The 25,900-nt window shown below is 63.4% G+C and carries 21 protein-coding genes and 1 riboswitch; of the genes, 9 read left to right on the top strand and 12 right to left on the bottom strand.

What is annotated here, in order from left to right:
• The 3 genes from epd to G7020_RS08430 all read right to left on the bottom strand — a co-directional run bounded on the left by epd (position 1) and on the right by G7020_RS08430 (position 4,184).
• Complete coding sequence (gene epd / locus G7020_RS08440; RefSeq protein WP_181083677.1) at positions 1-1,053, bottom strand: erythrose-4-phosphate dehydrogenase; 1,053 nt, start codon at positions 1,051-1,053, stop codon at positions 1-3.
• 111 nt (positions 1,054-1,164) lie between these two features.
• Positions 1,165-3,162 carry a transketolase gene (tkt, locus tag G7020_RS08435; protein WP_181083675.1) on the bottom strand — a complete coding sequence of 666 codons (1,998 nt, stop codon included), beginning with the start codon at positions 3,160-3,162 and terminating at the stop codon, positions 1,165-1,167.
• Between the two features lie 98 nt (positions 3,163-3,260).
• Positions 3,261-4,184: a LysR substrate-binding domain-containing protein gene (locus tag G7020_RS08430; protein WP_181083811.1), complete on the bottom strand. Its 924-nt coding sequence runs from the start codon at positions 4,182-4,184 to the stop codon at positions 3,261-3,263.
• A 286-nt stretch (positions 4,185-4,470) separates the two neighbouring features.
• Between G7020_RS08430 and G7020_RS08425 the strand changes: the two genes are divergently transcribed.
• From G7020_RS08425 to metK, 3 genes are all read left to right on the top strand, one after another.
• Entirely contained in the window at positions 4,471-5,070 is a 600-nt protein-coding gene (locus G7020_RS08425; protein ID WP_181083673.1) for a LysE family translocator, read from the top strand.
• A gap of 78 nt (positions 5,071-5,148) precedes the next feature.
• Positions 5,149-6,150 carry an ArsR/SmtB family transcription factor gene (locus tag G7020_RS08420; protein WP_181083671.1) on the top strand — a complete coding sequence of 334 codons (1,002 nt, stop codon included), beginning with the start codon at positions 5,149-5,151 and terminating at the stop codon, positions 6,148-6,150.
• A 14-nt stretch (positions 6,151-6,164) separates the two neighbouring features.
• Complete coding sequence (gene metK / locus G7020_RS08415; RefSeq protein ID WP_181083669.1) at positions 6,165-7,355, top strand: methionine adenosyltransferase; 1,191 nt, start codon at positions 6,165-6,167, stop codon at positions 7,353-7,355.
• Between the two features lie 154 nt (positions 7,356-7,509).
• Here the strand turns inward: metK and G7020_RS08410 are convergent, their stop codons facing one another.
• Positions 7,510-8,271: an ABC transporter permease gene (locus G7020_RS08410; RefSeq protein ID WP_181083667.1), complete on the bottom strand. Its 762-nt coding sequence runs from the start codon at positions 8,269-8,271 to the stop codon at positions 7,510-7,512.
• Positions 8,268-9,197 (bottom strand): ATP-binding cassette domain-containing protein, encoded by a 930-nt coding sequence (locus tag G7020_RS08405; RefSeq protein ID WP_181083665.1) that lies wholly within the window; start codon positions 9,195-9,197, stop codon positions 8,268-8,270. The genes G7020_RS08410 and G7020_RS08405 overlap by 4 nt, the downstream gene beginning before the upstream one ends.
• A 171-nt stretch (positions 9,198-9,368) precedes the next feature.
• Between G7020_RS08405 and G7020_RS08400 the strand changes: the two genes are divergently transcribed.
• The 3 genes from G7020_RS08400 (at position 9,369) to G7020_RS08390 (ending at position 12,891) form a co-directional block, all read left to right on the top strand.
• On the top strand, positions 9,369-10,694 hold the full coding sequence (locus G7020_RS08400; RefSeq protein ID WP_181083663.1) for a ferredoxin reductase family protein: 1,326 nt from the start codon (positions 9,369-9,371) through the stop codon (positions 10,692-10,694).
• Between the two features lie 89 nt (positions 10,695-10,783).
• Complete coding sequence (gene ligB, locus G7020_RS08395; protein ID WP_181083660.1) at positions 10,784-12,451, top strand: NAD-dependent DNA ligase LigB; 1,668 nt, start codon at positions 10,784-10,786, stop codon at positions 12,449-12,451.
• A 59-nt stretch (positions 12,452-12,510) separates the two neighbouring features.
• Positions 12,511-12,891 (top strand): DUF1090 domain-containing protein, encoded by a 381-nt coding sequence (locus G7020_RS08390; protein ID WP_181083658.1) that lies wholly within the window; start codon positions 12,511-12,513, stop codon positions 12,889-12,891.
• A gap of 10 nt (positions 12,892-12,901) precedes the next feature.
• Here the strand turns inward: G7020_RS08390 and G7020_RS08385 are convergent, their stop codons facing one another.
• Positions 12,902-13,348 (bottom strand): c-type cytochrome, encoded by a 447-nt coding sequence (locus G7020_RS08385; RefSeq protein ID WP_181083656.1) that lies wholly within the window; start codon positions 13,346-13,348, stop codon positions 12,902-12,904.
• A gap of 94 nt (positions 13,349-13,442) precedes the next feature.
• Positions 13,443-13,874, bottom strand: coding sequence for a hypothetical protein (locus G7020_RS08380; protein ID WP_181083654.1), 432 nt, complete (start codon positions 13,872-13,874; stop codon positions 13,443-13,445).
• 174 nt (positions 13,875-14,048) lie between these two features.
• Positions 14,049-14,197, top strand: a riboswitch (S-adenosyl-L-homocysteine riboswitch).
• Between the two features lie 22 nt (positions 14,198-14,219).
• On the opposite strand from G7020_RS08380, the gene ahcY reads away from it, so the two are divergent.
• The 3 genes from ahcY (at position 14,220) to G7020_RS08365 (ending at position 18,668) form a co-directional block, all read left to right on the top strand.
• A complete protein-coding gene (ahcY, locus tag G7020_RS08375; RefSeq protein WP_181083652.1) occupies positions 14,220-15,629 on the top strand; it encodes an adenosylhomocysteinase in 1,410 nt (469 codons plus the stop codon).
• A 136-nt stretch (positions 15,630-15,765) separates the two neighbouring features.
• A complete protein-coding gene (gene metF, locus G7020_RS08370; RefSeq protein ID WP_181083650.1) occupies positions 15,766-16,620 on the top strand; it encodes a methylenetetrahydrofolate reductase [NAD(P)H] in 855 nt (284 codons plus the stop codon).
• A gap of 242 nt (positions 16,621-16,862) precedes the next feature.
• On the top strand, positions 16,863-18,668 hold the full coding sequence (locus G7020_RS08365) for a DEAD/DEAH box helicase (protein WP_181083648.1): 1,806 nt from the start codon (positions 16,863-16,865) through the stop codon (positions 18,666-18,668).
• Positions 18,669-18,737: 69 nt separating this feature from the next.
• On the opposite strand, the gene G7020_RS08360 is transcribed toward G7020_RS08365, so the two are convergent.
• The 5 genes from G7020_RS08360 to G7020_RS08340 form a co-directional block, all read right to left on the bottom strand.
• Positions 18,738-20,168 carry an AdeC/AdeK/OprM family multidrug efflux complex outer membrane factor gene (locus G7020_RS08360; protein WP_181083646.1) on the bottom strand — a complete coding sequence of 477 codons (1,431 nt, stop codon included), beginning with the start codon at positions 20,166-20,168 and terminating at the stop codon, positions 18,738-18,740.
• Positions 20,165-23,299 carry an efflux RND transporter permease subunit gene (locus G7020_RS08355; protein ID WP_181083644.1) on the bottom strand — a complete coding sequence of 1,045 codons (3,135 nt, stop codon included), beginning with the start codon at positions 23,297-23,299 and terminating at the stop codon, positions 20,165-20,167. Before G7020_RS08355 ends, G7020_RS08360 begins: the two co-directional genes overlap by 4 nt.
• A gap of 23 nt (positions 23,300-23,322) precedes the next feature.
• Positions 23,323-24,444, bottom strand: coding sequence for an efflux RND transporter periplasmic adaptor subunit (locus G7020_RS08350; protein WP_181083642.1), 1,122 nt, complete (start codon positions 24,442-24,444; stop codon positions 23,323-23,325).
• 201 nt (positions 24,445-24,645) lie between these two features.
• Positions 24,646-25,221: a YceI family protein gene (locus G7020_RS08345; RefSeq protein ID WP_181083640.1), complete on the bottom strand. Its 576-nt coding sequence runs from the start codon at positions 25,219-25,221 to the stop codon at positions 24,646-24,648.
• A 22-nt stretch (positions 25,222-25,243) separates the two neighbouring features.
• Positions 25,244-25,798, bottom strand: coding sequence for a cytochrome b (locus tag G7020_RS08340; protein WP_181083638.1), 555 nt, complete (start codon positions 25,796-25,798; stop codon positions 25,244-25,246).
• Positions 25,799-25,900 lie beyond the last annotated feature (102 nt).

Here is a 25,900-nt window from a genome sequence, read left to right as displayed (position 1 = left end):
TCAGGCGCGGTGGGCCACGCGCAAGTAATGATCAGTGACATCCAGCATGCGATTGGCGAAGCCCCACTCGTTGTCGAACCAGGCCAGCAGGTTCACCAATCTCGGACCGGAAACCCGCGTCAGGCTGCCATCAACGATGGCCGAATGCGGATCATGGTTGAAATCGCAACTGGCATGGGGCAGTTCGGTGTATGCCAGAAGGCCCTTCAGCGGCCCGGATTCGGCGGCTTCACGCAGCACCCGATTGATGGTGTGCGCATCGGTATTGCGTGATGTCTGCAAGGTGATATCCAGGCAGGACACGTTCACCGTCGGCACCCGCACGGCTTTGGCCTGAATCCGTCCGGAGAGTTCCGGCAGCAGCCGTTCGATGCCGCGCGCCAGACCGGTGGACACCGGGATCACCGACTGGAAGGCCGAGCGGGTGCGGCGCAGGTCATCGTGGTGGTAGGCGTCGATCACCGGCTGATCGTTCATCGCCGAATGAATGGTGGTGATCGAGGCATACTCGATGCCCACCGCATCGTTGAGCAACTTGAGCAGCGGCACGCCGCAGTTGGTGGTGCAGGAAGCGTTGGACACCAGCCGCTCGGTACCGCTCAGTTGCTGATGATTGACGCCCATCACCACAGTGGCATCGACGTCGCCGGCCCCGCTCATGGGCTGGGAGAACAGTACCCGTGGCACGCCGGCATCGAGAAAGCGCTGGCCGCCGGCGCGCGTGTTGTAGGCGCCGGAGCACTCCAGCACCAGGTCCACACCCAGTGCGCGCCAGTCGATGGCTTCCGGCGTCGATTCGCGCAGCACCTTCACGCAATCGCCATTGATATGCAGGCAATCGCCGTCCACGCCCACCTCGCCGGGAAAGCGGCCATGGGTGGAGTCGAAACGGGTGAGGTATTCCAGGCTGGCCATGTCGGCCAGGTCGTTCAGCGCGACGAACTGAAAATCGGACGCCGCGCCGCGCTCGTAGAAGGCGCGCAGCACGCAGCGGCCAATGCGGCCGTAGCCGTTGAGGGCGATGCGATAAGGACGAGGACGCTGTTGCGGCATGGATATTCGGCCTGTTTCAAGCCGCTTGAAGGCTTAAGGCTGAAGGCTGGACGAAAAAGCAGCTCGCTGCCGTTTCTCGTTCAGCCTTCAGCCTCCAGCCTCCAGCGTCTTTTAGTCTTCCAGCAGCTCTTCAGCCACCGCCAGCACGTTATCGACGGTAAAGCCGAACGCCTCGAACAGCTGGCCAGCCGGAGCCGATTCGCCGTAGGTGGTCATGCCGATGATGCGACCGTCGAGGCCGACATACTTGTACCAGTAGTCCGCGTGCGCCGCTTCGATGGCGATGCGCGCACCGACTTCCACCGGCAGCACGGCCTGCTTCCAGGCAGCGTCCTGAGCATCGAACACGCTGGTGCAGGGCATGGACACCACGCGCACCTTGCGCCCCTGCGCGGTCAGCCGGTCGGCGGCTTCGACCGCCAGGCTCACTTCCGAGCCGGTGGCGATAAAGATCAGTTCCGGCTCGCCTGCGCAGTTCTTGAGGATGTAGCCGCCACGGGAAATGGCCGCTTCGGTTTCGTTGTCGCGGATGTGGTACGGCAGGTTCTGACGCGAGAAGATCAGCGCGCTCGGGCCATCCTTGCGCTCGACGGCATGTTTCCAGGCCACCGCCGATTCGACAGTATCCGCCGGACGCCAGGTGTCCAGGTTCGGCGTGGTGCGCAGGCTGGTCAGCTGTTCGATGGGCTGGTGGGTCGGACCGTCTTCGCCAAGGCCGATGGAGTCGTGGGTGAAGACATAGAGCACGCGCTGCTTCATCAACGCCGACATGCGCACGGCGTTGCGCGCGTACTCCATGAACATCAGGAAAGTCGCGCCGTAGGGAATCAGGCCGCCGTGCAGGGCGACACCGTTCATGATGGCGCTCATGCCGAACTCGCGCACGCCGTAGTACATGTAGTTGCCCGAGGCGTCTTCCTGCACCACCGGCTTGCAGCCCTTCCACAGGGTCAGGTTGGAGCCGGCCAGGTCCGCCGAGCCGCCGAGCAGTTCCGGCAGCAGCGGGCCGAAGGCATTCAGGCAGTTCTGGCTGGCCTTGCGGCTGGCGATGGTTTCGCCCTTGGTCGCAACTTCACGAATGAATTCGCTGGCCTTCTCGGCGAAGTCGGCGGGCAGTTCGCCGGCCATGCGGCGCTTGAATTCGGATGCCAGCCCTGGAAACTCGGTTTCATAGGCAGCGAAACGCTTGTTCCACTCGTTTTCGGCATCGGCGCCCTTCTGCTTGGCATCCCACTCGGCATAGATCTCGGCAGGAATCTCGAGCGGACCGTGCTTCCAGCCCAGCGCTTCGCGGGTCAGGGCGATTTCGGCCTCGCCCAGGGCGGCGCCGTGGGAGTCTTCCTTGCCCTGCTTGTTCGGCGAGCCGAAGCCGATGATGGTCTTGCAGCAGATCAGCGTCGGGCGATCGCTCTTACGCGCGGTCTCGATGGCGATCTGGATCTCGTCGGCGTCATGGCCGTCGACGTTGCGGATCACCTGCCAGCCGTAGGCCTCGAAGCGACGCGGGGTGTCGTCGGTAAACCAGCCATGCACTTCGCCATCGATGGAGATGCCGTTGTCGTCGTAGAAGGCGGTGAGCTTGTTCAGCCCCAGGGTGCCAGCCAGCGAGCAGACTTCATGGGAAATGCCTTCCATCATGCAGCCGTCACCGAGGAACACGTAGGTGTTGTGATCGACGATTTCATGGCCGGGCTTGTTGAACTGCGCCGCCATGATCTTCTCGGCCAGGGCGAAGCCCACAGCGTTGGCGATACCCTGGCCCAGCGGCCCGGTGGTGGTTTCCACGCCGGGGGTGTAGCCAAGCTCAGGATGGCCGGGGGTCTTGCTGTGCAGCTGACGGAAATTCTTCAGGTCTTCAATGGACAGGTCGTAACCGGTCAGGTGCAGCAGCGAATAGATCAGCATCGAGCCGTGCCCGTTGGACAGCACGAAGCGATCGCGGTCGGCCCACTGCGGATTGGTGGGGCTGTGCTTGAGGTGGTCGCGCCAGAGCACTTCGGCGATGTCCGCCATGCCCATGGGGGCACCGGGGTGGCCGCTGTTGGCTTTCTGCACGGCATCCATGCTGAGGGCGCGGATGGCATTGGCTCGCTCACGACGGCTGGGCATCGCTGAATCTCCTGCGGGGGCTATCACGGAAAGGCCGGCATTTTCCCCCAGTGGCGACGGCGGAGCAATGACTGAATGGCTTGCGCGCCTTTCAGACCTCAGTCCAGCAGGGTGATCTGCTGATCGGCCATCTTCGGCAGATGCTGAAGCAGATGCTCACGCAGGTGCGCCAGTGCGACCGGCTCGTCACCACCGGCGGGCCAGACCAGATAGTAGCTGTCGCCGGTACGCACCGCCTGCTCGAACGGCAGCACCAGCGTACCCCTGCGCAACTCTGCACTCACCAGCGCCAGATCGGCCACCGATACCCCGCGACCCTGGATCGCCGCGCAGATACCCAGCTCCAGGCTGTCGAACAGGACGCCCCGCTGCCAGGAGACGGCATCGGCAAGCCCGACCCGCTGCAACCAGCGCCGCCAGTCGCGGCAGTCGCGCGACGGGTGGATCAGTTCGGCATTGGCCAATTGTCCCGGCGCCCAAGGCCCATCGCCACACAACGCAGGCGCGCAGACCGGCACCAGCCATTCATCGAAGAGCTTGAGCCGCTGCCAGTCGGCGGGAAAATCACCGTTGCCGAGCAGAATCGCGCAGTCGAAGGGCTCGCTGTGGAAGTCCACCGTATCCAGGTCCATCCAGACGCTGGTGAGCTGCACGCGGCTGTGCGGCTGGGCCAGATGGAAATTCTCCAGCGACTCCAGCAGCCAGCGCATGGTCAGCGTCGACGGTGCCTTGAGCCTGAGGCCGCCCTGGCGGCGACTAACCGCGGCGCAGGCATTTTCAAGGGTGCGGAAGCCCGTCTTGAGCTCCTGCGCCAGTCGCCGCCCGGTGTCGGTCAACGCCAGCCGCGAGCCGCAGCGCTCGAACAGCTGGCAACCGAGGTGTTCCTCCAGCGTCTTCACGTGCCGGCTCACGGCGCTCTGGGTGATGCACAGGCTGTGGGCCGCCTGCGTGAACGAACCCAGGCGCGCCGCCACCTCGAAGGCGCGCAGGGCATAGAGCGGGGGTAAGCGTGGCGCTAGCATCGTCATGAGTAAAACTCATCCTTTCCGGTTGTTTTTTCCATTTTTCAGGCGTGGGCCTCTTTTTCAATACTTCACGCGGCCCTTACCTACAAGGCCGAACAAGTTCGGCCCTACGGTTATGAAAACCTGACTTGTAGGGCCGAATTTATTCGGCCTTCGCTCGGAACTGCCCTTGGCCGAATAAATTCGGCCCTACGATGGCCTTGAGCCTTTGCTGAACAAGCTCGGCAAAGACTCATCAATTAAACTCATTGGAGAATGCCATGCACAACGAGCCTTGCAAGCCATGACCGGCACCTACCTCGGCTTCGCCGCCGCAGTCGCCGTACTGATCGCCTCGCCCGGCCCGGTGGTGGCGCTGGTGGTAAGCGACGCCCGGCAACGCTGGCCCCTGTGGACCATTCTCGGCGGCGCGATCTCCGCACTGATTCTGTTGAGCGCCGCACTGTTGCTGATCCATCTGGCGCTGGGCCTGGAGCCGTTCATCCTCGAATGGGGCCAGGTGCTCGGCGGGCTCTATCTGCTCTGGCTTGGCGCGAACGGCCTGTGCGGCGATGGCGAAGCCGCTTCAGGACCGCGCAGCGATGCACATCATTTCTGGCGGGCCTTGATCGTAGGCTTGTCGAACCCCAAGGACATCCTGTTCTTTCTCGCCTTCCTGCCCACCTTCATCCTGCCCACGCAGTCCTTCGCCAGCCAGGCGACAACGCTGATCGCCATCTGGGTGAGCATCGACCTGAGCGTCCTGCTGGCCTACAGCCTGCTGTCGCGACGCCTCGGCGGCAGCCAGAACATGCAGCGACTGCTGCATATCCTGCCCAACCTCTGCCTGCTGGGGCTTGGTCTGACTTCCTGCGCAATGGGAATCGGCAATCTGGCAGGCTGACGACCCAGCCTGTCCAATATCAAAATATTTTGATATTGCCGTTGCTGGACGAAAAACCTGCGACTAGACTGCGCCTCCATGAGCCTGCGCATTTCCCGAATTTCAGCCGATGACAGCGACCAGCTCGCCGCCCTGTGCAAGGCCGGCGGTGATGCATTGCGCCTGAGGGTATTGCGGGCGCTGGCCAGCGATTCATTTGGCGTACTGGAGCTGGCGCAGATTTTCGCCACCGGCCAGTCCGGCATCAGCCATCACCTCAAGGTGCTGACCCAGGCCGGTCTGCTGGCAACGCGGCGCGAAGGCAATGCGATCTTCTATCGCCGCGCCCTGCCCCAGAGCGACAGCCTCGGTGGCACACTGCACGCGGCATTGCTGGAAGAGGTCGACCAGCTGGTTCTGCCGGTCGATGTGCAGGCCCGGATCGCGGCGGTACACGCCCAGCGCAGCGCCGTCAGCGAGGATTTCTTCGCGCGCATGGCCGACAGCTTCCAGGCGCGCCAGGACCTGATCGCCGGGCTGCCGCAGTACCGCGACAGCGTGCTGGCGCTGCTCGATGCACTGAATCTGGACACCAGCGCCACGGCCCTGGAAGTCGGCCCCGGCGACGGCAGCTTCCTGCCCGAGCTGGCCCGGCGCTTCGCCCGTGTGGTGGCGCTGGACAACAGCCCGGCGATGCTGGAGCTGGCGTGCAACCATTGTGAACAGGAAGGCCTGGGCAACGTCGAACTGAAGCTCGCCGATGCCCTGCAAGACGATTGCCCGGCAGCCGATTGCGTGGTGCTGAACATGGTCCTGCACCATCTGGCGGCACCGGGCGAGGCGATGAAACAACTGGCACGACTGGTGAAGGCGGGCGGCAGCCTGCTGATCACCGAGCTGTGCAGCCATAACCAGAGCTGGGCCAGGGAGGCCTGCGGCGATCTCTGGCTGGGCTTCGAACAGGACGATCTGGCCCACTGGGCCGATGCTGCAGGGCTCACGCCCGGCGAGAGTCTCTACATTGGCTTGAAGAACGGTTTTCAGATCCAGGCGCGGCACTTCTCCCGGCCTGCCGCTGACAACCGACTCACCCACCGGTAACAGGAAACCGATAGATGAGCGAATACTCGATTTTCACCTCCGAGTCCGTGTCCGAAGGGCACCCGGACAAGATCGCCGACCAGATCTCCGATGCGGTGCTGGATGCCATCATCGCCGAGGACAAGCACGCCCGCGTGGCCTGCGAAACCCTGGTCAAGACCGGTGTGGCGATCGTCGCCGGCGAAGTCACCACCAACGCCTGGGTCGATCTGGAACAGATCGTTCGCGACGTCATCATCGATATCGGCTATACCAGCTCGGAAGTCGGCTTCGACGGCGCCACCTGCGGCGTACTCAACATCATCGGCAAGCAGTCGGTGGACATCGCCCAGGGCGTCGACCGCTCCAAACCGGAAGACCAGGGCGCCGGCGACCAGGGCCTGATGTTCGGTTACGCCAGCAACGAGACCGACGTGCTGATGCCGGCGCCGATCTGCTTCTCCCACCGTCTGGTCGAGCGCCAGGCCGAAGCGCGCAAGAACGGCCTGCTGCCCTGGCTGCGTCCGGATGCCAAGAGCCAGGTCACCTGCCGCTACGAGGGCGGCAAGGTGGTAGGCATCGACGCCGTGGTGCTGTCCACCCAGCACAACCCGGAAGTGAAGCAGAACGACCTGCGCGAAGCGGTGATGGAGCTGATCGTCAAGCACTGCCTGCCCGCCGAACTGCTGCACAAGGACACCCAGTACCACATCAACCCCACCGGCCAGTTCGTTATCGGCGGCCCGGTGGGCGACTGCGGCCTGACCGGGCGCAAGATCATCGTCGACACCTACGGCGGCATGGCCCGTCACGGCGGCGGCGCCTTCTCCGGCAAGGACCCGTCCAAGGTCGACCGCTCGGCGGCCTACGCCGGGCGTTACGTGGCCAAGAACATCGTCGCCGCCGGCCTGGCCGAGCGCTGCGAAATCCAGGTCTCCTATGCCATCGGCGTGGCGTTGCCGACCTCGATCTCGATCAACACCTTCGGCACCCACAAGATCGCCGAAGAGAAGATCATCCAGCTGGTGCGCGACGTCTTCGACCTGCGCCCCTACGCCATCACCACCATGCTCGACCTGCTGCACCCGATGTACCAGGCTACCGCCGCCTACGGCCACTTCGGTCGTACCCCGATTGAAATGACGGTGGGCAGCGACACCTTCACCGCCTTCACCTGGGAAAAGACCGACAAGGCCGACGCCCTGCGCGCTGCCGCAGGTCTGTAAGGCAGCGACAAGCGTAGGGTGGATGTCGCTTTTTACATCCACCGCGGCTCCGCTCGGTGGATCGCCACCCGGTGGATCGATGAAGCGTGATCCGCCCTACAGCAGCAGAAAAAAGCCCCGCCGGTGAAGACCGCGCGGGGCTTTTTGTTGGGCGTCAGTTCTTCAGCCGGTAACCGGTGCGGAAGATCCACCAGATCAACCCCAGGCACAGCGCAAGAAAACCGAGGATCATCGCCAGGCTGATGCCGACGCCGATGTCCGAGACGCCGTAGAAGCTCCAGCGGAAGCCGCTGATCAGGTACACCACCGGGTTGAACAGGGTGATCTTCTGCCACAGCGGCGGCAGCATCTCGATGGAATAGAAGCTGCCGCCGAGGAAGGCCAGCGGCATGACGATCAGCGACGGCACGATCTGCAGCTTTTCCCAACCATCGGCCCAGATGCCGATGATGAAGCCGAACAGGCAGAAGGTCACCGCCGTCAGCACCAGGAACAGCGCCATCAGCAGCGGGTGCTGGATTTCGTAATCGACGAACAGCCGTGCGGTGAGCAGGATGATCACGCCGAGGATGATCGACTTGGTCGCCGCCGCACCGACGTAGCCGATGACGATTTCCACATAGGACACCGGCGCCGACAGCACCTCGTAGATGGTCCCCGAATAGCGCGGCATATAGATGCCGAACGAGGCGTTGGAAATGCTCTCGGTGAGCAGCGCCATCATGATCAGGCCGGGAATGATGAAGGCGGCGTAGGGAATGCCGTGCATGGCCTCCATCCGCGCGCCGATGGCCGAGCCGAACACCACGAAATACAGCGAGGTGGAGATCACCGGCGTGGCGATGCTCTGCAGCAGGGTGCGCCAGGTACGCGCCAGCTCGAACAGGTAGATGGCGCGGATCGCGTAAAAATTCATGTGCGGCTGCCCTTGACCAGACTGACGAAGATTTCTTCCAGCGAACTCTGGCTCGACTGCAGGTCCTTGAAGTCGATGCCCCGCTCGCCCAGGCGTCTGAGCAGCTCGGCGATGCCGGTGTGCTCGTGCTGGGCATCGAAGGTGTAGACCAGTTGCGTTCCCTCGGCGGAAAGCGCCAGCTGGAAAGCCTCGAGCCCAGCCGGCAGCGCGCTCAGCGGCTGCTGAAGGATCAGCGTGAGCTGCTTCTTGCCGAGCTTGTGCATCAGCACGTCCTTGTCCTCCACCAGAATGATCTCACCCTTGCGGATCACGCCGATGCGGTCGGCCATTTCCTCGGCTTCCTCGATGTAGTGGGTGGTGAGGATGATGGTCACACCACGCTCACGCAGGCCGCGCACCATCGCCCACATATCCCGCCGCAGCTCGACGTCGACGCCCGCCGTCGGCTCGTCGAGAAACAGGACCGCCGGCTCGTGGGACAGCGCCTTGGCGATCATCACCCGGCGCTTCATGCCGCCGGAGAGGTCGAGGATGCGTGCATCGCGCTTGTCCCACAGCGAGAGGTCGCGCAGGACCTTCTCCAGATGCGCATCATCGGGTTTCTTGCCGAACAACCCACGGGAAAAGCGCACCGTCGCCCAGACGCTCTCGAAGCCTTCGTTGTACAGCTCCTGCGGCACCAGGCCGATCTTCGAGCGCGCCGCGCGGTAGTCGCGGACGATGTCATGGCCATCGACCAGCACCCGCCCACCGCCGGGATTGACGATGCCGCAGATGATGCTGATCAGCGTGGTCTTGCCGGCGCCGTTGGGGCCGAGCAGGGCGAAAATCTCGCCCTTGCGGATCTGCAGGTCGATGTTTTTCAGCGCCGGATGCCCGGTTGCATAGGTCTTGCTCAGCTGTTCGATGCTGATCACGGGTTGCACGGAATCGTCTCTCCAGAGGAATCGAGGCAGGATTGTATAGGCAAAGCGTGCGCGGCTTTCATACAGGCCATTTAGACACTGCTGACCACGATCATGGCCTGCTTCCGACACTGCAGGCATGCTGAGCGAAACCCGGCGTTCGTGCCGGCGCACAAGGGAGGCCTGCCTGTAATGAAGCAGATAAAGCTCACCTTCGTGGCACTGCTCGTCAGTCTGACGCTGCTGTGGCTGCTGGTCGATGATTTCCTGCTGCCGCGTTACCACTTCTGGCCGATCCGCAAGATGCTGGTCGAATACAGCGGCGTACTGGCCATCGGCGTGATGAGCGTGGCGATGGTGCTGGCCGCGCGACCGGGCCGCTTCGAGCGCTTTTTCGACGGCCTCGACAAGACTTACCGGCTGCACAAATGGCTGGGCATCAGCGCTCTGGTGATCGGCACCTTTCACTGGGCCTGGGGGCAGATCCCGAAATGGCTGGTGGGTTTCGGCTGGCTGCAAAAGCCCGACAAGGGCGGTGCCCAGCAAATCGAGGGATTTTTCGGCCTGCTGCGCAGCTTTCGCGGCACCGCCGAGGATATCGGCGAGTGGGCCTTCTATGCGGCGGCGACCCTGCTCGCGCTGGCGCTGATCAAGCGCTTCCCCTACCGCTGGTTCTTCAGGACCCACCGCTGGCTGGCACTGCTCTATCTGGCATTCGTGCTGCATTCGGTGGTGCTGACGCCGCCGGCCTGGTGGAGTTCGCCGCTGGGCGTGGCGCTGATCGTCATGATGGTCGCGGGCAGCGTAGCCGCCTTTATTTCCCTGACACGCCGCATCGGTCGCAAGCATCAGGTGGTCGGTCGTATCGAAAGCCTGACCCATCACCGCGACAACCACGTCCTGCGGGTCGAGATCATGCTCGATGGCGCCTGGCCCGGGCACAAGGCCGGGCAGTTCGCCTTCGTCACCTTCGACAGCAAGGAAGGCCCACATCCCTTCAGCCTGTCCTCGGCATGGCGCAATGACGGCAGGCTGGCGTTTTCCATCAAGGGCCTCGGCGATTACACCAGCACCCTGCCGCAAATCCTGCGCGTGGGTGATCCGGTCAAGGTTGAAGGCCCCTACGGCTGCTTCGACTTCTGCGGCGACAAGCCAGGGCAGATCTGGGTGGCTGGCGGCATCGGCATCGCGCCCTTTATCGGTCGGCTACAGGCGCTGGCCGACAGCGGCAACGAGGCCAATGTCGATCTTTTCTACAGCACCAGCGCACCGGACAACGGCTTCATCGAGCGCGTCCGGCGACTGGCCGAACAGGCCAGGGTACGCCTGCATGTGCTGGTGGCCAGCCAGGACGGACGCCTGACGCCCGACCGTCTGCGGCAGCTGGCGCCGCACTGGCAGGATTGCGATATCTGGTTCTGTGGCCCGACGGGCTTCGCCCGCGACCTGCGCAAGGACCTGCAACAGCGCGGCCTGGCAGCGGAGGATTTCCATCAGGAACTGTTCGATATGCGCTGACGCACAGTCAACCGCCACGAACGGAGTGACAATGGTTGCGGCTCGGCCTCGGCGCCGAGGCATCCTCTAGCGGAGCAAGGACGCTCAGTATGAAAAAACCGATCGCACTAGCGCTATGTCTCGTTTCGCCCTTCTGTCTGGCCGCCTGCCCCGACTGGAGCGCCGGGCACGCGCAGCGGGAAATCCTCGACCTGCGGCAACGACTGGCCTTCTGGGACGAAGCCTATCACCAACGCGGCCTGTCGCTGGTCGATGATGATATCTACGACCAGAGCCGCGCCCGCCTGCTCGACTGGCAACGCTGTTTTTCTGCGGCGAGCCATCAGCAAGCCGATCCGCTGGCCGGTGCCGCCGGCCCACTGAGCCACCCTGTCCGGCAGACCGGGCTGGCCAAGCTCGCAGACGAAGCTGCCGTGCGCAACTGGATCGAGCGGCGCTCGGACCTGTGGATTCAACCCAAGGTCGATGGCGTGGCCGTCACCCTGATCTATCGCAATGGTCTGCTGCAACAGGCCATCAGTCGTGGCGACGGCATCAGCGGCCAGGACTGGACCGCCAATGCCCGGCAACTGCTCGCGATCCCGCAACGACTGCCAGCTTCCGGCGAGGTGATCCTGCAGGGCGAACTCTACTGGCGACTGGAACACCATGTGCAGGCCGAGGCCGGTGGCCGCGGTGCGCGCAGCCAAGTCGCCGGCGCCATGGCGAGAAACCGCCTCGACGCCCGCACTGCGGCAGCTATCGGCCTGTTCGTCTGGGACTGGCCCAACGGCCCGCAGGCCATGCCGACCCGACTCGAACGTCTGGCGGCACTGGGTTTCGCCGATAGCCAGCGCTTCACCCAGCCACTGGCGGATTTCGAGCAGGCCCGGCACTGGCGCAACCACTGGTATCGCCAGTCGCTGCCCTTCGCCACCGACGGCGTGGTGCTGCGCCAGAGCCAGCGACCGCCCGCCGAGCGCTGGCAGGCCGAGCCGCACTGGGCCAGTGCCTGGAAGTATCCGCCGCGCAGCGCACTGGCGCAGGTGCGCGCGGTAGAGTTTCGCATCGGTCGCAGCGGTCGGATCACGCCGCTGCTGCAACTCGAACCGGTACAGCTGGACGACCGCCGCATCCGCACGCTCAGCCTGGGCTCGCTGAAACGCTGGCAGGCGCTGGACATTCGCCCCGGCGATCAGGTTTCCATCACGCTCTCCGGCCAGACCATCCCGCAACTGGACAGGGTGATCTGGCGCGCCAGCGAACGTCCCGACGTGATCACACCCGATCCGGCGCAATATCACCCGCACAGCTGCTGGCAGCCCACGCCCGGCTGCCGGCAGCAGTTTCTCGCGCGGCTGCACTGGCTGAGCGGCAAGAAAGGCCTCGACCTCCCCGGTATCGGCGCCGGAAGCTGGCAGGCACTGCTGGACGCCGGTCTGCTGCCCGACCTGCTCGCCTGGCTGGCGCTGGATGCAGACGCCTTGCAAAAAGTCGCCGGCATCGGCGAGACGCGAGCCGATGCCATGGCCAACAGCTTCACTCAGGCGCGCAGCAGGCCGCTGGCGCAATGGCTGCAAGCCCTCGGCCTGCCGGCCAACCTCGCACTCGACGCCACTGGCGACTGGCACGCCCTGGCTGGCCGCAGCGCCGCCCAGTGGCAAGCCGAGCCCGGCATCGGAGCGACACGGGCGCGCCAGTTGCAGGCCTTCTTCAACGCCGAACAGCTGCAGCCGCTGCGCGAACGTCTGCGTCAGGCAGGGATATCCGGCTTCTGAGGGACTTTCAGCCAAGAGTGCGGTCGATAGAAATCAGAGAACAATTATGGAGGCGAGGCATGTCATTCAGACATTGGCCGACTGCCCTGATACTCGCTTGTGCTGCCATCGGCCCGTTGCCGGCAATGGCCATCGAACCCGACACGACCTGTCACGAGCAGCGCCAGTCATTGCGCGAACAATTGCAGCAGGCGCGGCTGCAAGGCGACAGGCCACTGCAGAACCGGCTCGGCGCCGAACTGCAGGGCCTGGCCGAAGAGTGCAGCGGATTGACCTCCTTGCGCACGCCCCAGGTGGAGCGCCAGCAGACCATGCGCCAGGTCGAACGCCGCGAGACGCTGCTGCGCGAGGCACTGGGCACCGGCGATGCCCAGCTGATCGAACTGCGCCGCAACCAGCTGGCCAGGACGCGCGAAAAGCTCGAAACCCTGCGGCCCTGATGGTGCCGGATCAGTAGGCGCGGAATTCCTTGTGGCAGGCTTCGCAGGCATCCTCGACCCGTTGCAGCGTCGGCGCCACGCCCTCGGGCGTTGGCTCTGCGGCAGTGGTCACGGCAACCAGCGCGGCGGTATGGCTTTCCAGCTCGCGGGCCATTTCGTTGAAGCGCTCCTGGCGCTGCCAGACCTCGTCACGCGCATCGCTTTGCGCTTCCCTGGCCTCGGGATAGTGCTGCCAGGGCTGACGCGACAGCTCGTCGAGCCGGGCCGCGCCGGCAACGAAGGCCTGCGCGTCGAACGCCAGACGCCCCCGCAGCATGCCGCCCAGGTCTTCCTTGGTATCGAGCATCGCCTGATAGATCGCCTTGCGCTTACCCAAGGGAGAATCGGGATCGATGCGGTCACAACCGGCCAACGCCAGCAATGCGACCAGCGGCAGAATCAACGACATCAGTTTCATGGTTCGACCACCCGGCAATACGAAAGCCGGCAATTATCCCTGCTGGCGCTCGATTCACCAACCTTGAAGCGTTTGCGGGCGCATTCTGGAGGGCCTACTGCGACCACTCGCCCCCAGCGCTTTCGCAATCGATCCGGGCCTGGGCGCGGTCGCTCGCTTCGTAGTGATAGGTCAGGATGCGCGCATCTTTCGGCACCGTCGTCGGCATCGGCGTATCCGTGGCCTGGCTGCCGGTGGCGCGTTCGTTGGCGAGGGTTTCCGGGGTGATGGCCGCCGTGCAGATACCGAAGTGACCGGAAGGGCAGCTGTCACGTATCTCGCGGCGAGAGCTCTCGATCGCCTCGTTGTCCTGGCATACCCAGTCGATGGCGTCAGCATCCATGCCCTGGTATTCAAAACACATTTCGGTGACCACGGGCGGCGGTATCGCGCCGGAGGTTTCGGCGCTCACATAACAGGAATTGGCAGCCGCCGGCAGGCTCAATACGGCGGCAATGGCAAGCAGGATGGATCGCAGCAGAGTCATTCTGGAAACTCCTGGGAAGGCGCCCGGCGGGGTTCACCGAACCTGTGCGGTTGACCGTCTTTACGATAGTCAAGTTCGACCACGGAACCACCCGTGCGGGATTGGCCGCAGCCGGTGGCGCAGTTATAATCGCCGCGCTTCACACCGCCGACGCTGTTCGGTCGTGCCCGCCACCCGTCCGAGGGGCGCTGCAGCAGGGCGAAAGCCTGTTTTGGATCTTAACCTCGCGGCTGACCTGTCGCGCCGCGGCAGATCCAGATCAGGCTTCACCTGTCAGGCTCGGATGGGGCGTTAACCATACGCATCAACGGCGCCCATTCGCACAAAACGAATGGAGACTCTTCAATGAGTGCTGTCATGACGCCTGCCGGTTTCAACGATTACAAGGTCGCCGACATTTCCCTGGCCGCCTGGGGCCGCCGCGAGATCATCATCGCCGAATCGGAAATGCCCGCGCTGATGGGCCTGCGCCGCAAGTACGCCGCCGCACAACCGCTCAAGGGCGCGAAGATCCTCGGCTGCATCCACATGACCATCCAGACCGCCGTGCTGATCGAGACCCTCGTCGCGCTGGGGGCAGAAGTACGCTGGTCCTCGTGCAACATCTTCTCCACCCAGGATCAGGCCGCTGCCGCCATCGCCGCCGTCGGCATCCCGGTATTCGCCTGGAAGGGTGAGACCGAGGAAGAATACGAGTGGTGCATCGAGCAGACCATCCTCAAGGACGGCCAGCCGTGGGACGCCAACATGGTGCTGGACGACGGCGGCGACCTCACGCAGATCCTGCATGAGAAATTCCCGCAGGTGCTGGACCGGGTTCACGGCATCACCGAGGAAACCACCACCGGCGTGCACCGCCTGCTCGACATGCTCAAGGCCGGCAGCCTGAAAGTCCCGGCGATCAACGTCAACGACGCGGTGACCAAGAGCAAGAACGACAACAAGTACGGCTGCCGCCACAGCCTCAACGACGCCATCAAGCGCGGCACCGACCACCTGCTGTCGGGCAAGCAGGCGCTGGTGATCGGCTACGGCGACGTGGGCAAGGGCTCGGCGCAGTCGCTGCGTCAGGAAGGCATGATCGTCAAGGTCTCGGAAATCGACCCGATCTGCGCCATGCAGGCCTGCATGGACGGCTTCGAACTGGTCTCCCCCTACAACAACGGCATCAATGACGGCACCGACGCCTGCATCGACGCCGTGCTGCTGGGCCGGATCGACCTGATCGTCACCACCACCGGCAACGCCAACGTCTGCGACGCGGGCATGCTCAAGGCGCTGAAGAAGCGCGCCGTGGTCTGCAACATCGGTCACTTCGATAATGAAATCGATACGGCCTTCATGCGCAAGAACTGGGCATGGGAAGAGGTCAAGCCGCAGGTGCACAAGATCCACCGTACCGGCGCAGGCACCTTCGACCCGGCCAACGACGACTACCTGATCCTGCTGGCCGAAGGACGCCTGGTGAACCTGGGCAACGCCACCGGCCACCCGAGCCGCATCATGGACGGCTCCTTCGCCAACCAGGTGCTGGCGCAGATCTTCCTCTTCGAGCAGAAGTTCGCCGGCATGAGCGCAGAGCAGAAGGCCGCACGCCTGACCGTGGAAGTGTTGCCGAAGAAACTCGATGAGGAAGTGGCGCTGGAGATGGTCAAGGGCTTCGGTGGCGTCATCACCCAACTGACCCCGACCCAGGCCGACTACATTGGCGTGGCGGTCGAAGGACCATTCAAGCCGGATAGCTACCGCTACTAAGAGCCGCTGGAGGCTGGAGGCTGGAAAGCTGGACGAGAGGCAACACCGCGCTTCTTTTTCGTCCAGCCTCCAGCCTCAGCCTTCATCGATAAAAGGACGTCTCGGGCAGCACCTGCCCGACAACCCTGGATTCGTCATGAGCACACCCCAATCCCGCCCTTCAATCAGCTTCGAGTTCTTCCCCACCAAGACCGAAGCCGGGCATGAAAAACTGCTGGCCACCGCGCGGCGGCTGGCCGAATACAAGCCGGACTTCTTCTCCTGCACCTACGGCGCGGGCGGTTCGACCCGTGACCGCACCCTCAATACCGTGCTGCAGCTCGACGGCGAGATCAAGGTGCCCACAGCACCGCACCTGTCCTGCGTCGGCGACAGCAAAACCGAACTGCGCGAGTTGCTGAACACCTACAAGGACGCCGGCATCCGCCGCATCGTCGCGCTGCGCGGCGATCTGCCGTCCGGCATGGGCATGGCCAGCGGCGAGCTGCGCTACGCCAACGAGCTGGTCGAGTTCATCCGCGCCGAGACGGGCGATCACTTCCATATCGAAATCGCTGCCTACCCGGAGATGCATCCGCAGGCGCGCAATTTCGAGGATGATCTGCGCAACTTCGTGCGCAAGGCTCAAGCCGGTGCCGACAGCGCCATCACCCAGTACTTCTTCAACGCCGATTGCTACTTCTACTTCGTCGAGCGGGTGCGCAAGCTGGGTGTGGAAACACCGATCGTGCCGGGCATCATGCCGATCACCAATTACAGCAAGCTGGCACGCTTTTCCGATTCCTGCGGCGCGGAAATTCCGCGCTGGGTGCGCAAGCAGCTGGAAGCCTATGGTGACGACATGGCCAGCATCCAGGCCTTCGGCACTCAGGTCATCAGCGAGATGTGCGAGAAGCTGCTTGCCGGCGGCGCGCCGGGCCTGCACTTCTACACCCTGAACCAGGCCGAGCCGAGTCTGGCGATCCGGGAAAACCTCAAGCTGACCCGTTGATTCACAGTGTCCTGCTCCAGCTCCTTGCAAAAACAGGGGCTGGTCAATGAACCTGCGAACTGACACACTGTCCCACCAATGCGGCGTCGACAAGCTCTGTTATACTCCGCACTTCCGCCAGGCTTACGCCCGGATGCCAGCATATCCCAATGCGGCAGGACCGGACGGGATCGCACGCCAGTCGCGATTCAAGCCAGGCATGACCATCCCAGGGCCTCGCCCTATACAAGACAGGATTACTCATGTCCTTTGCTTCCCTCGGTCTCTCCGAGGCTTTGGCCGGTGCCGTCGAGGCCGCCGGTTACACCCAGCCTACCCCCGTGCAACAGCGGGCCATTCCCGCCGTGTTGCAGGGCCGCGACCTGATGGTCGCCGCACAGACGGGAACCGGTAAAACCGGTGGTTTCGCCCTCCCCGTACTGGAAATTCTGTTCCCCGGCGGCCACCCCGACCGCGAACAGCGCCACGGCCCGCGCCAGCCGCGGGTACTGGTACTGACACCGACGCGCGAACTCGCCGCCCAGGTGCATGACAGCTTCAAACTCTACGCTCGCGACCTGCCGTTCAAGAGCGCGGTGATCTTCGGCGGCGTCGGCATGAACCCGCAGGTGCAGGCGCTGGCCAAGGGCGTCGACGTGCTGGTCGCCTGCCCCGGTCGACTGCTCGACCTGGCCAACCAGAAGGCCATCGATCTTTCCCACGTGGAAATCCTCGTTCTCGATGAAGCCGACCGCATGCTCGACATGGGCTTCATCCACGACGTCAAGAAGGTCCTGGCCAAGCTGCCGGCCAAGCGCCAGAACCTGCTGTTCTCGGCCACCTTCTCGAAAGACATCACCGATCTGGCCAGCAAGCTGCTGCATGAGCCGGAGCGCATCGAAGTGACGCCGCCGAACACCACGGTCGAGCGCATCGAGCAGCGCGTGTTCCGCCTGCAGGCTTCGCACAAGCGCGCCCTGCTGGCGCACCTGATCACCCAGGGCGCCTGGGAGCAGGTGCTGGTCTTCACCCGCACCAAGCATGGCGCCAACCGCCTGGCCGAGTACCTCGACAAGCACGGCCTGCCGGCTGCCGCCATTCATGGCAACAAGAGCCAGAACGCCCGCACCAAGGCACTGGCCGACTTCAAGGCCAACCAGGTACGCATTCTGGTCGCCACCGATATCGCCGCACGCGGCCTGGACATCGACCAGTTGCCCCACGTGGTCAACTTCGAGCTGCCCAACGTCGAAGAGGATTACGTGCACCGTATCGGTCGTACCGGCCGTGCCGGACGCAGCGGCGAGGCGATCTCGCTGGTCGCCCCCGACGAGGAGAAACTGCTCAAGGGCATCGAGCGCATGACCCGGCAGAGAATTCCGGATGGCGACCTGATGGGCTTCGACGCCAGCACTGTCGAAGCGGAGAAACCCGAAGTCCGCGAACCCCGCCAACCGCGCCCGGCGCGCAACAGCGAGCGCAAGCCGCGCGCCGCCAAGGCCCCGGAATCGAGTAGCGAACCGAAAGAACGCGAGCGCAAGCGCCGCAGTCGCAACAAGCCGAAAGCCTCGGCTCAGGGTTCGTCCGCACAGGGTGCCGCCACACCGATCAGCCGTCCGCCGCGCCTGCCCAGTGATCGTGATCCGGAAGTCTTTCTCGACGACGAACTGGACAACTTCGGCAACAGCGTCGATTACGTCAGCCCCTATCAGGGCAAGCAGGGCCGTGGTCGTCGCCCCGGCGCTCCGGCTCAGCCCGGCAACGCGCAGCCACGCGCAGCGGCAGGCCCTCGCGGTGCAGGCGCCTCGTCAGGCGGCGCCAATCAGGGCAAAGGCAAGCGCCAGGGCCAGGCCGCTCGTGGAGGCCAGCCAAGGCGCAAGAATGAAGGCCGCCGGATCGATGGTGATGGTGGCTCCCGCCAGGAAGCCATGGCGAAGCCAAAGGACAAACAGCCACTGATCATTCACAAGGAGTCGAAGATCGATCGTTTACCCAGCCTCGATCAGCTCGATCAGCTACCTACGCGCCCACGCGGTGAGAAGCCGGCATTGCTGACTCGCAATCGCTGAGTCGGAACGCCAATGAAAACGCCACCCTAGGGTGGCGTTTTCATTTCCAGAACAGCAACCAGCTAAGTCTCAGCCTTCGCTACCGGCCACCGACTCGGCTTCGGGATCCCAGCCACCACCCAGCGCCTTGAACAGATCCACCTCACTGACCATTTGCGCCAAACGATCGCCGATGAACTGCTGCCGCACGCTGAACAGCTGGCGCTGGGCATCGAGCAGGGTCAGATAGCTGTCCACGCCGGTCCGATAACGCCATTCCGCCAGGCGGAAGTAGTCTTCGCTGGTTTCCAGCAGATCGCGTTGTGCCTGCACCTGCCTTGCATAGGTCGCCTGCGCAGCCAGGCCATCGGAGACTTCGCGGAAAGCGGTCTGGATGGCCGACTCGTATTGCGCCACCTGGATGTTGCGGCTGATCTCGGCGTAGTCCAGGTTCGCCCGCAGCTGTCCGGCATTGAAGATCGGCACGCTGATCCTTGGCGAGAAGGTCCAGTAATCGGAGCCACTGTCGAACAGGCCGGACAGCTCGCTGCTGGCACTGCCCACAGCGCCCGTCAGGCTGATGCGTGGGAAGAACGCCGCCCTGGCCGCACCGATATTGGCATTGGCCGCACGCAGCTGGTGCTCGGCACGAATGATGTCGGGGCGTCGATAGAGCAGATCGGAAGGCAAACCGACCGGCAGATCCGCCAGCTGATCGCGCTCCAGCGCGCCGTCAGGTGACAGCTCGGGCTCGACATTCTGCCCCAGCAGTCGGCTCAGGGCGTTACGGTCCTGAGCCACCAGGCGCGTGTACTGCTCGATGCGCACGCGGGCGCTATCCACCGAGCTGCGAGCCTGACTCAGCTCAAGCGCCGAGGCGACACCCACATCGAAACTGCGCTGAGTCAGCGCCAGGCTTTCCTCGAAAGTCTTGAGTGTATCGCGGCTGACCTGGAGCAGCGCCTGGTCGGCCTGCAGGGTCAACCAGGCGTTGGCGACGCTGGCAATCAGGCTGATGCGCGCGCTGCGTTGCGCCGCCTCGGTGGCGAAATACTCTTCCAGCGCCTGCTCGCGAAGGCTGCCCAGACGGCCGAACAGGTCCAGTTCCCAGGCCACACCGAGCGTCGCACTGTACTGACTACCGATATTGCTTTGGCCGGTCTGGTTGAGATCGCCGGGCGTACGGGTACGACTGCCGGAGCCGTCGGCACTGATCGCCGGCAACAGATCGGCACGCTGGATACGGTACAGCGCGCGATAGGCCTCGACGTTGAGCGCAGCAACGCGCAGATCGCGGTTGTTTTCCAGTGCGACACCAATCAGCTGGCGCAACTGAGGGTCGCGAAAGAATCGCTGCCAGTCCAGATCCTGCGCCTGCCCCTGACTCGCGAAGCCCTGTGCATAAGCTTCGCCTTCGGGCCAGCTGGCAGCTGCGGGAGTATCCGGGCGCTGATAGTCCGGAATCAGCGAGCAACCGCCGAGGGCTGCCGCCAGCGCCAGAGTCAATACGGACTTGTTCATTGCGCGTCTCCTTTCTGCTCGTCAGGAGCGGCCTTGTTGCGCTCCAGTGAAGACACCAGCAGGTAGAACAGCGGCACCCAGAAAATCACCAGCACGGTTGCCGTAACCATCCCGCCAATGACACCGGTACCGATGGCATGGGAACTGCCGGCGCCGGCGCCACTGGCCAGTGCCAGCGGAACCACGCCAAGGGTAAAGGCCAGCGAGGTCATGATGATCGGACGCAGGCGCATGCGGCACGCCTGTACGGCGGCATCGAAGCGGCTCAACCCCTGTTCGTGCAGATCCTTGGCGAACTCGACGATAAGAATGGCGTTCTTCGCGGTCAGACCGATGGTAGTCAGCAGGCCGACCTGGAAGAACACGTCATTGGACAGGCCACGCCCCATGGTCGCCAGCAATGCACCGATAACCCCGAGCGGCACCACCAGCATCACCGCGAAGGGGATCGACCAGCTTTCATAAAGCGCTGCCAGACAGAGGAACACCACCAGCAGCGACAGGGCATAGAGCGCCGGCGCCTGATCACCGGAAAGCCGTTCCTCGTAGGACAGACCCGTCCAGGAAATCCCCACGCCTTCCGGCAGTTGCTGGGCAAGCTCTTCCACGACCGCCATCGCATCGCCGGAACTGTAACCCGGTGCGGCCTGGCCCATGATTTCCATCGCCGATACGCCGTTGTAGCGCGACAGCTTGGGCGGGCCGTAGATCCACTCGCCGCTGGCAAAGGCGCTGAACGGCACCATTTCGCCCTGATCGTTACGCACGAACCACTTGTTGAGGTCTTCCGGATTCATCCGCGCACTGGCCTCGCCCTGCATATACACGCGCTTGACGCGGCCACGATCGATGAAGTCATTGATGTAGCTCGAACCCCAGCCAATCGACAGCGCATTGTTGATCGCACTGTGTGAAAGCCCGAGCACCCGTGCCTTCTCGTCATCGATCAGCAATTTGTACTGCGGCTCGTCATTCAGGCCGTTGGGACGTACGCCAGCGAGCATCGGATGCTGCCCGGCAAGGCCGAGGAACTGATTGCGTGCCGCCATCAGCGCATCGTGACCGACACCGGCACGGTCCTGCAGGAAGAAGTTGAAGCCGGTTGCGGTACCCAACTCCATGACCGCAGGCGGCGCAAAAGCGAACACCATGGCATCACGGAAGGTGCCGAAACGCTCCTGTGCGCGCAGTGCCAGCGAAGCGACGTCCTGACCTTCGGCGGTACGCTCACCCCAGGGCTTGAGCCCGATAAAGGCCATCGCGGAGTTCTGTCCACGACCGGCGAAGTTGAAGCCGGTAATGGTGAACACCGAGTTGACCACGTCACCCTCTTCCTTGAGCAGATACTCGCGCACGGCATCGATGGTCCGCTGAGTGCGCTCCGCCGTCGAGCCGGCTGGCGTCTGAACCTGGGCAAACAGTACGCCCTGGTCCTCTTCGGGCAAGAACGAAGTGGGCAGTTTGGTGAACAGCAGCCCCATGGCGGCAACGATGATCACATACAGCAGAAGATAGGGAATCTTGCGCTTGAGCACGCTGCGCACGCCATTTTCATAGCGCCCGACACCTCGCTCGAAAGTGCGGTTGAACCAGCCGAAAAAGCCGCCTTTCTGGTGGTGCTGTCCCTTGGGAATCGGCTTGAGCATCGTTGCGCACAGCGCCGGAGTGAAGATCAGCGCCACCAGCACCGACAGCGTCATCGCCGAGGCGATGGTGATCGCGAACTGCCGATAGATGACCCCCGTGGAGCCACCAAAGAACGCCATGGGCACGAACACCGCCGACAGCACCAGGCCGATACCGACCAGTGCGCCCTGAATCTGCCCCATGGATTTGCGTGTCGCCTCCAGCGGCGACAGCCCTTCCTCGGCCATGACCCGCTCGACGTTCTCCACAACCACGATGGCATCATCCACCAGCAGTCCGATGGCCAGCACCATCGCGAACATCGTCAGGGTATTGATGCTGAAGCCGAATGCCGCGAGCACACCGAAAGTACCCAGCAGCACCACTGGCACCGCCAGCGTCGGAATCAGCGTGGCGCGGAAGTTCTGCAGGAACAGATACATCACCAGGAAAACCAGGACGATGGCCTCGAACAGGGTGTGGACCACACCGGTAATCGAGGCCGATACCACGGGCGAGGTGTCGTAGGGATAGACCACCTCCATACCTGGCGGAAAGAAGGGCTCCAGCTCGGCAATGGTGGCGCGTACGGCCTTGGCCGTGTTCAACGCATTCGCACCGGTTGCCAGCTTGATACCGATGGCCGATGCCGGCATGCCGTTGTACAGGGCGCTGATGGCCGAGTTCTGCTCGGCCAGCGCGACCCTGGCGACATCGCCCAGGCGCACCTGTGAACCATCACTGTTGACCTTGAGCAGGATGTCACGGAACTGCTCGGGCGTTTGCAGCCGCGTCTTGCCAATGATGGTGGCACTGAGCTGTTGGCCCGGCACCGCAGGCAAGCCGCCGAACTGTCCCGCCGAAATCTGCACGTTCTGCGCACGGATGGCATCGCCGACATCCACGGGCGTCAGGGCGAAATTGTTCAGCTTGGCCGGATCGAGCCAGATGCGCATGGCGTATTGCGAACCGAACACCTGGAAGTCACCCACACCCGCGGTACGGGAAATGGGGTCCTGGATGTTGGAAACGATGTAGTCCGACAGGTCGCCACGCGTCATGCTGCCATCGGTCGAGATCACGCCGAGCACCATGAGGAAGTTGCGCACCGACTTGGTGACCCGGATGCCCTGCTGCTGGACTTCCTGGGGCAGCAATGGCGTGGCCAGCTGCAGCTTGTTCTGCACCTGCACCTGGGCGATATCCGGGTCGATGCCCTGGTTGAAGGTTACGGTGATCGTCATGCTGCCGTCGGAGTTGCTCTCCGAGGACATATAGCGAAAGCCGTCGATGCCGTTCAGTTGTTGTTCGATGACCTGCACCACGGTGTCCTGCACCGTCTGTGCGGACGCGCCGGGATAGCTGACCTGAATGCCGACTGCGGGCGGCGCGATACTGGGGTATTGATTGACGGGCAGGCCGAGAATGGACAGGCCGCCGGCGAGCATGATCACCAGGGCAATTACCCAGGCGAAAATGGGCCGGTCGATAAAGAATCTGGACATGGGGGATTATCCTTGGCTCAGCCTTACTCGGCTTGTGGCTGGGCGGCGGCGACATTGCTGGCCGGAACGGGGTTGACCTCGACGCCCGGAGCGATGAATTGCAACCCCTCGGTGATCAGACGATCACCGGCATTGAGACCTTCGGTCACCAGCCAGCGATTGCCAACGGTACGCGCCGTCGTGACCTGACGCGCCTCGACCTTGTTATCGGCATTGACCACCAGCGCGGTCGCCTGGCCGGTCGGGGTCCGGGTGATGCCCTGCTGGGGCGCCAGAATGGCTTCACTCTTCACCCCGGCGACCAACTGGGCATGTACGAACATGCCAGGCATCAGCACCTTGTCCGGATTGGGAAATACCGCGCGCAGCACCACCGAGCCGGTTCCGGCATCCACCGACACCTCGGAGAATTCAAGCTTGCCCTCATGCGCGTAGGCAGTGCCGTCTTCCAGGGTCAGAGTCGCCTTCGCCGCGTTCTCACCGGCTTTTTGCAGGCGCCCCTCGGCCAGGTCGCGACGCAGGTTGAGCAGGTCACGGGCCGGCTGGGTGACATCGACATAGATCGGGTCCAGCTGCTGGATGATCGCCATTTCCTGTGCCTGGCCGCTGCCGACCAGCGCGCCCTCGGTCACGCTTGAACGACCGATCCGCCCGGAAATGGGCGCCAGCACCTTGGTGTAACGCACATTGATCCGCGCACGCTCCAGATCCGCCTCGGCCTGCAGGTTGGCCGCACGCGCCTCGTCATAGGCCTGCTTGCTCACCGCCTGCTCCTTGACCAGCAGGGCATAACGGTCAGAGAGGGATTTGGTCGAGGCCAGGCTGGCCTGGGCGCTCTTGTAGACGGCCTGGTAGACCGAATCATCGATCTGGTACAGCTGCTGCCCGGCCTTGACGTCACTGCCTTCGGTGAACAGGCGCTTCTGGATGATGCCATCGACCTGCGGGCGCACCTCGGCGATGCGGAAGGGCTGGGCACGCCCCGGCAGTTCAGTGGTGAGCGCAAAAGGCTCGGCCTTCAGCGTCACAAAGCCAACCTGCGGTGCTTGCTGGGCTGCGGGTGCTGCGGCCTCTTCCTGGCAACCGGCGAGCAAGGATGCGGCGAAGAGAGTGATCAGGGCAGCGCTGGCTGGCTTGAATGACATGAAAAGAAACCTCGTTGAACGGACAGTACCGGTGCAGGACAGCACCGGCAGACTCGAATGGCAGAGTGGTGGAAATATACTTACATTCAGCCTTGTCTGTAAACAGATTATCTCGCCGTCAGCACGCTCGAAGCCGATGTCTTTTTAGCGCACCTAAAAGCAGAACGCCGGCTTGCGCCGGCGCCTGCTGCGGCTCTCCGCTTACTGGCGAACACCCTCGACGGAGATGATCAGGTCTACGGTCTGCGAAGCCGGGCCAAGATCCATCTTGATGCCGAAATCCTTCAGCGTCAGCGTGGTGGCGCCTTCGAAACCGGCGCGGTAGCCGCCCCATGGGTCCTGGCCTTCGCCAATGAATTTCGCCGCGATCACCACGGGCTTGGTCACACCATTGAGGGTCAGGTCACCGGTAATGTCGGCTGTACCCTCGCCGGTGGACTTGACCGACGTCGACTTGAAGGTGGCCGTCGGATGCTTGGCGACATTGAGGAAATCATCGCTGCGCAGGTGCTTGTCACGCTCGGCATGGTTGGAGTCCAGGCTGGCGGTTTTCAGCGTCACCTCGACCTTGCTGGCTTCCGGCTGCGCCGCATCGAAGCTGAAGCTGCCATCGAAGTCCTTGAAGGTGCCGTACAACCAGCTATAGCCCAGGTGGCTGATCTTGAAATTGATGAAGGCATGCTGGCCTTCCTTGTCGATGGCGTAATCGGCGGCGGCAGCCTGTCCGGCAAAGATCAGCGAACCCAGGGCAAGGGCGGCGAAAGTTTTCTTGAGCATGGTGAGTTCTCCTTATCTAAAGTTATTCATCAGCGCGACCGACCATCCTTTTCAGGGTCGGATCGCGGTCGATGAAGTGGTGCTTGAGTGCAGCCAGGGCGTGCAGAGCGGAAAAGATCAGCAACCCCCAGGCCAGGTATTCGTGAACCAGGCCGGCTGCGTCCGCCTGGTTCGGAAGCGAGGTAATCAGCGCAGGCACCTCGAACCAGCCGAATACGCTGATGGCACGGCCATCGGCGGTGGAAATCAGGTAGCCGGAAAACATCAGAACGAACAACCCCACATAAAGCAGGCCATGCCCGGCCTTGGTCGCCAGGCGCGTCCCGCGGCCATGGCTCGGCAGGGGAGCCGGACCGGCGCTGGCGAAGCGCCAGATGACCCGTACCAGCATCAGACCAAACAGCAGGATCCCGACGCTTTTGTGAATGTCCGGAGCCGTGCGATACCAGCTGCTGTAATAGTTCAGCCCGACCATCCAGTAACCCAGCGCGAACAGGCCCACTACGGCAAGCGCAACCAGCCAGTGCATCAGGATGCTGATCAGACCGTAGTTGGTTGAGGAGTTTCGCCACTGCATCGTTACAGCTCCGTGAAATCGATAGATGACAAGCCTAACGATTAACTCATCGAAGTAAGGCGTATTTTTTAGTTTCAAAATATCGAACGGATAGATAGGTCG

The organism is Stutzerimonas stutzeri (genome assembly GCF_013522825.1).
GTDB lineage: Bacteria > Pseudomonadota > Gammaproteobacteria > Pseudomonadales > Pseudomonadaceae > Stutzerimonas > Stutzerimonas stutzeri_AK.
This window is presented reverse-complemented; position numbering and strand designations above follow the sequence as displayed.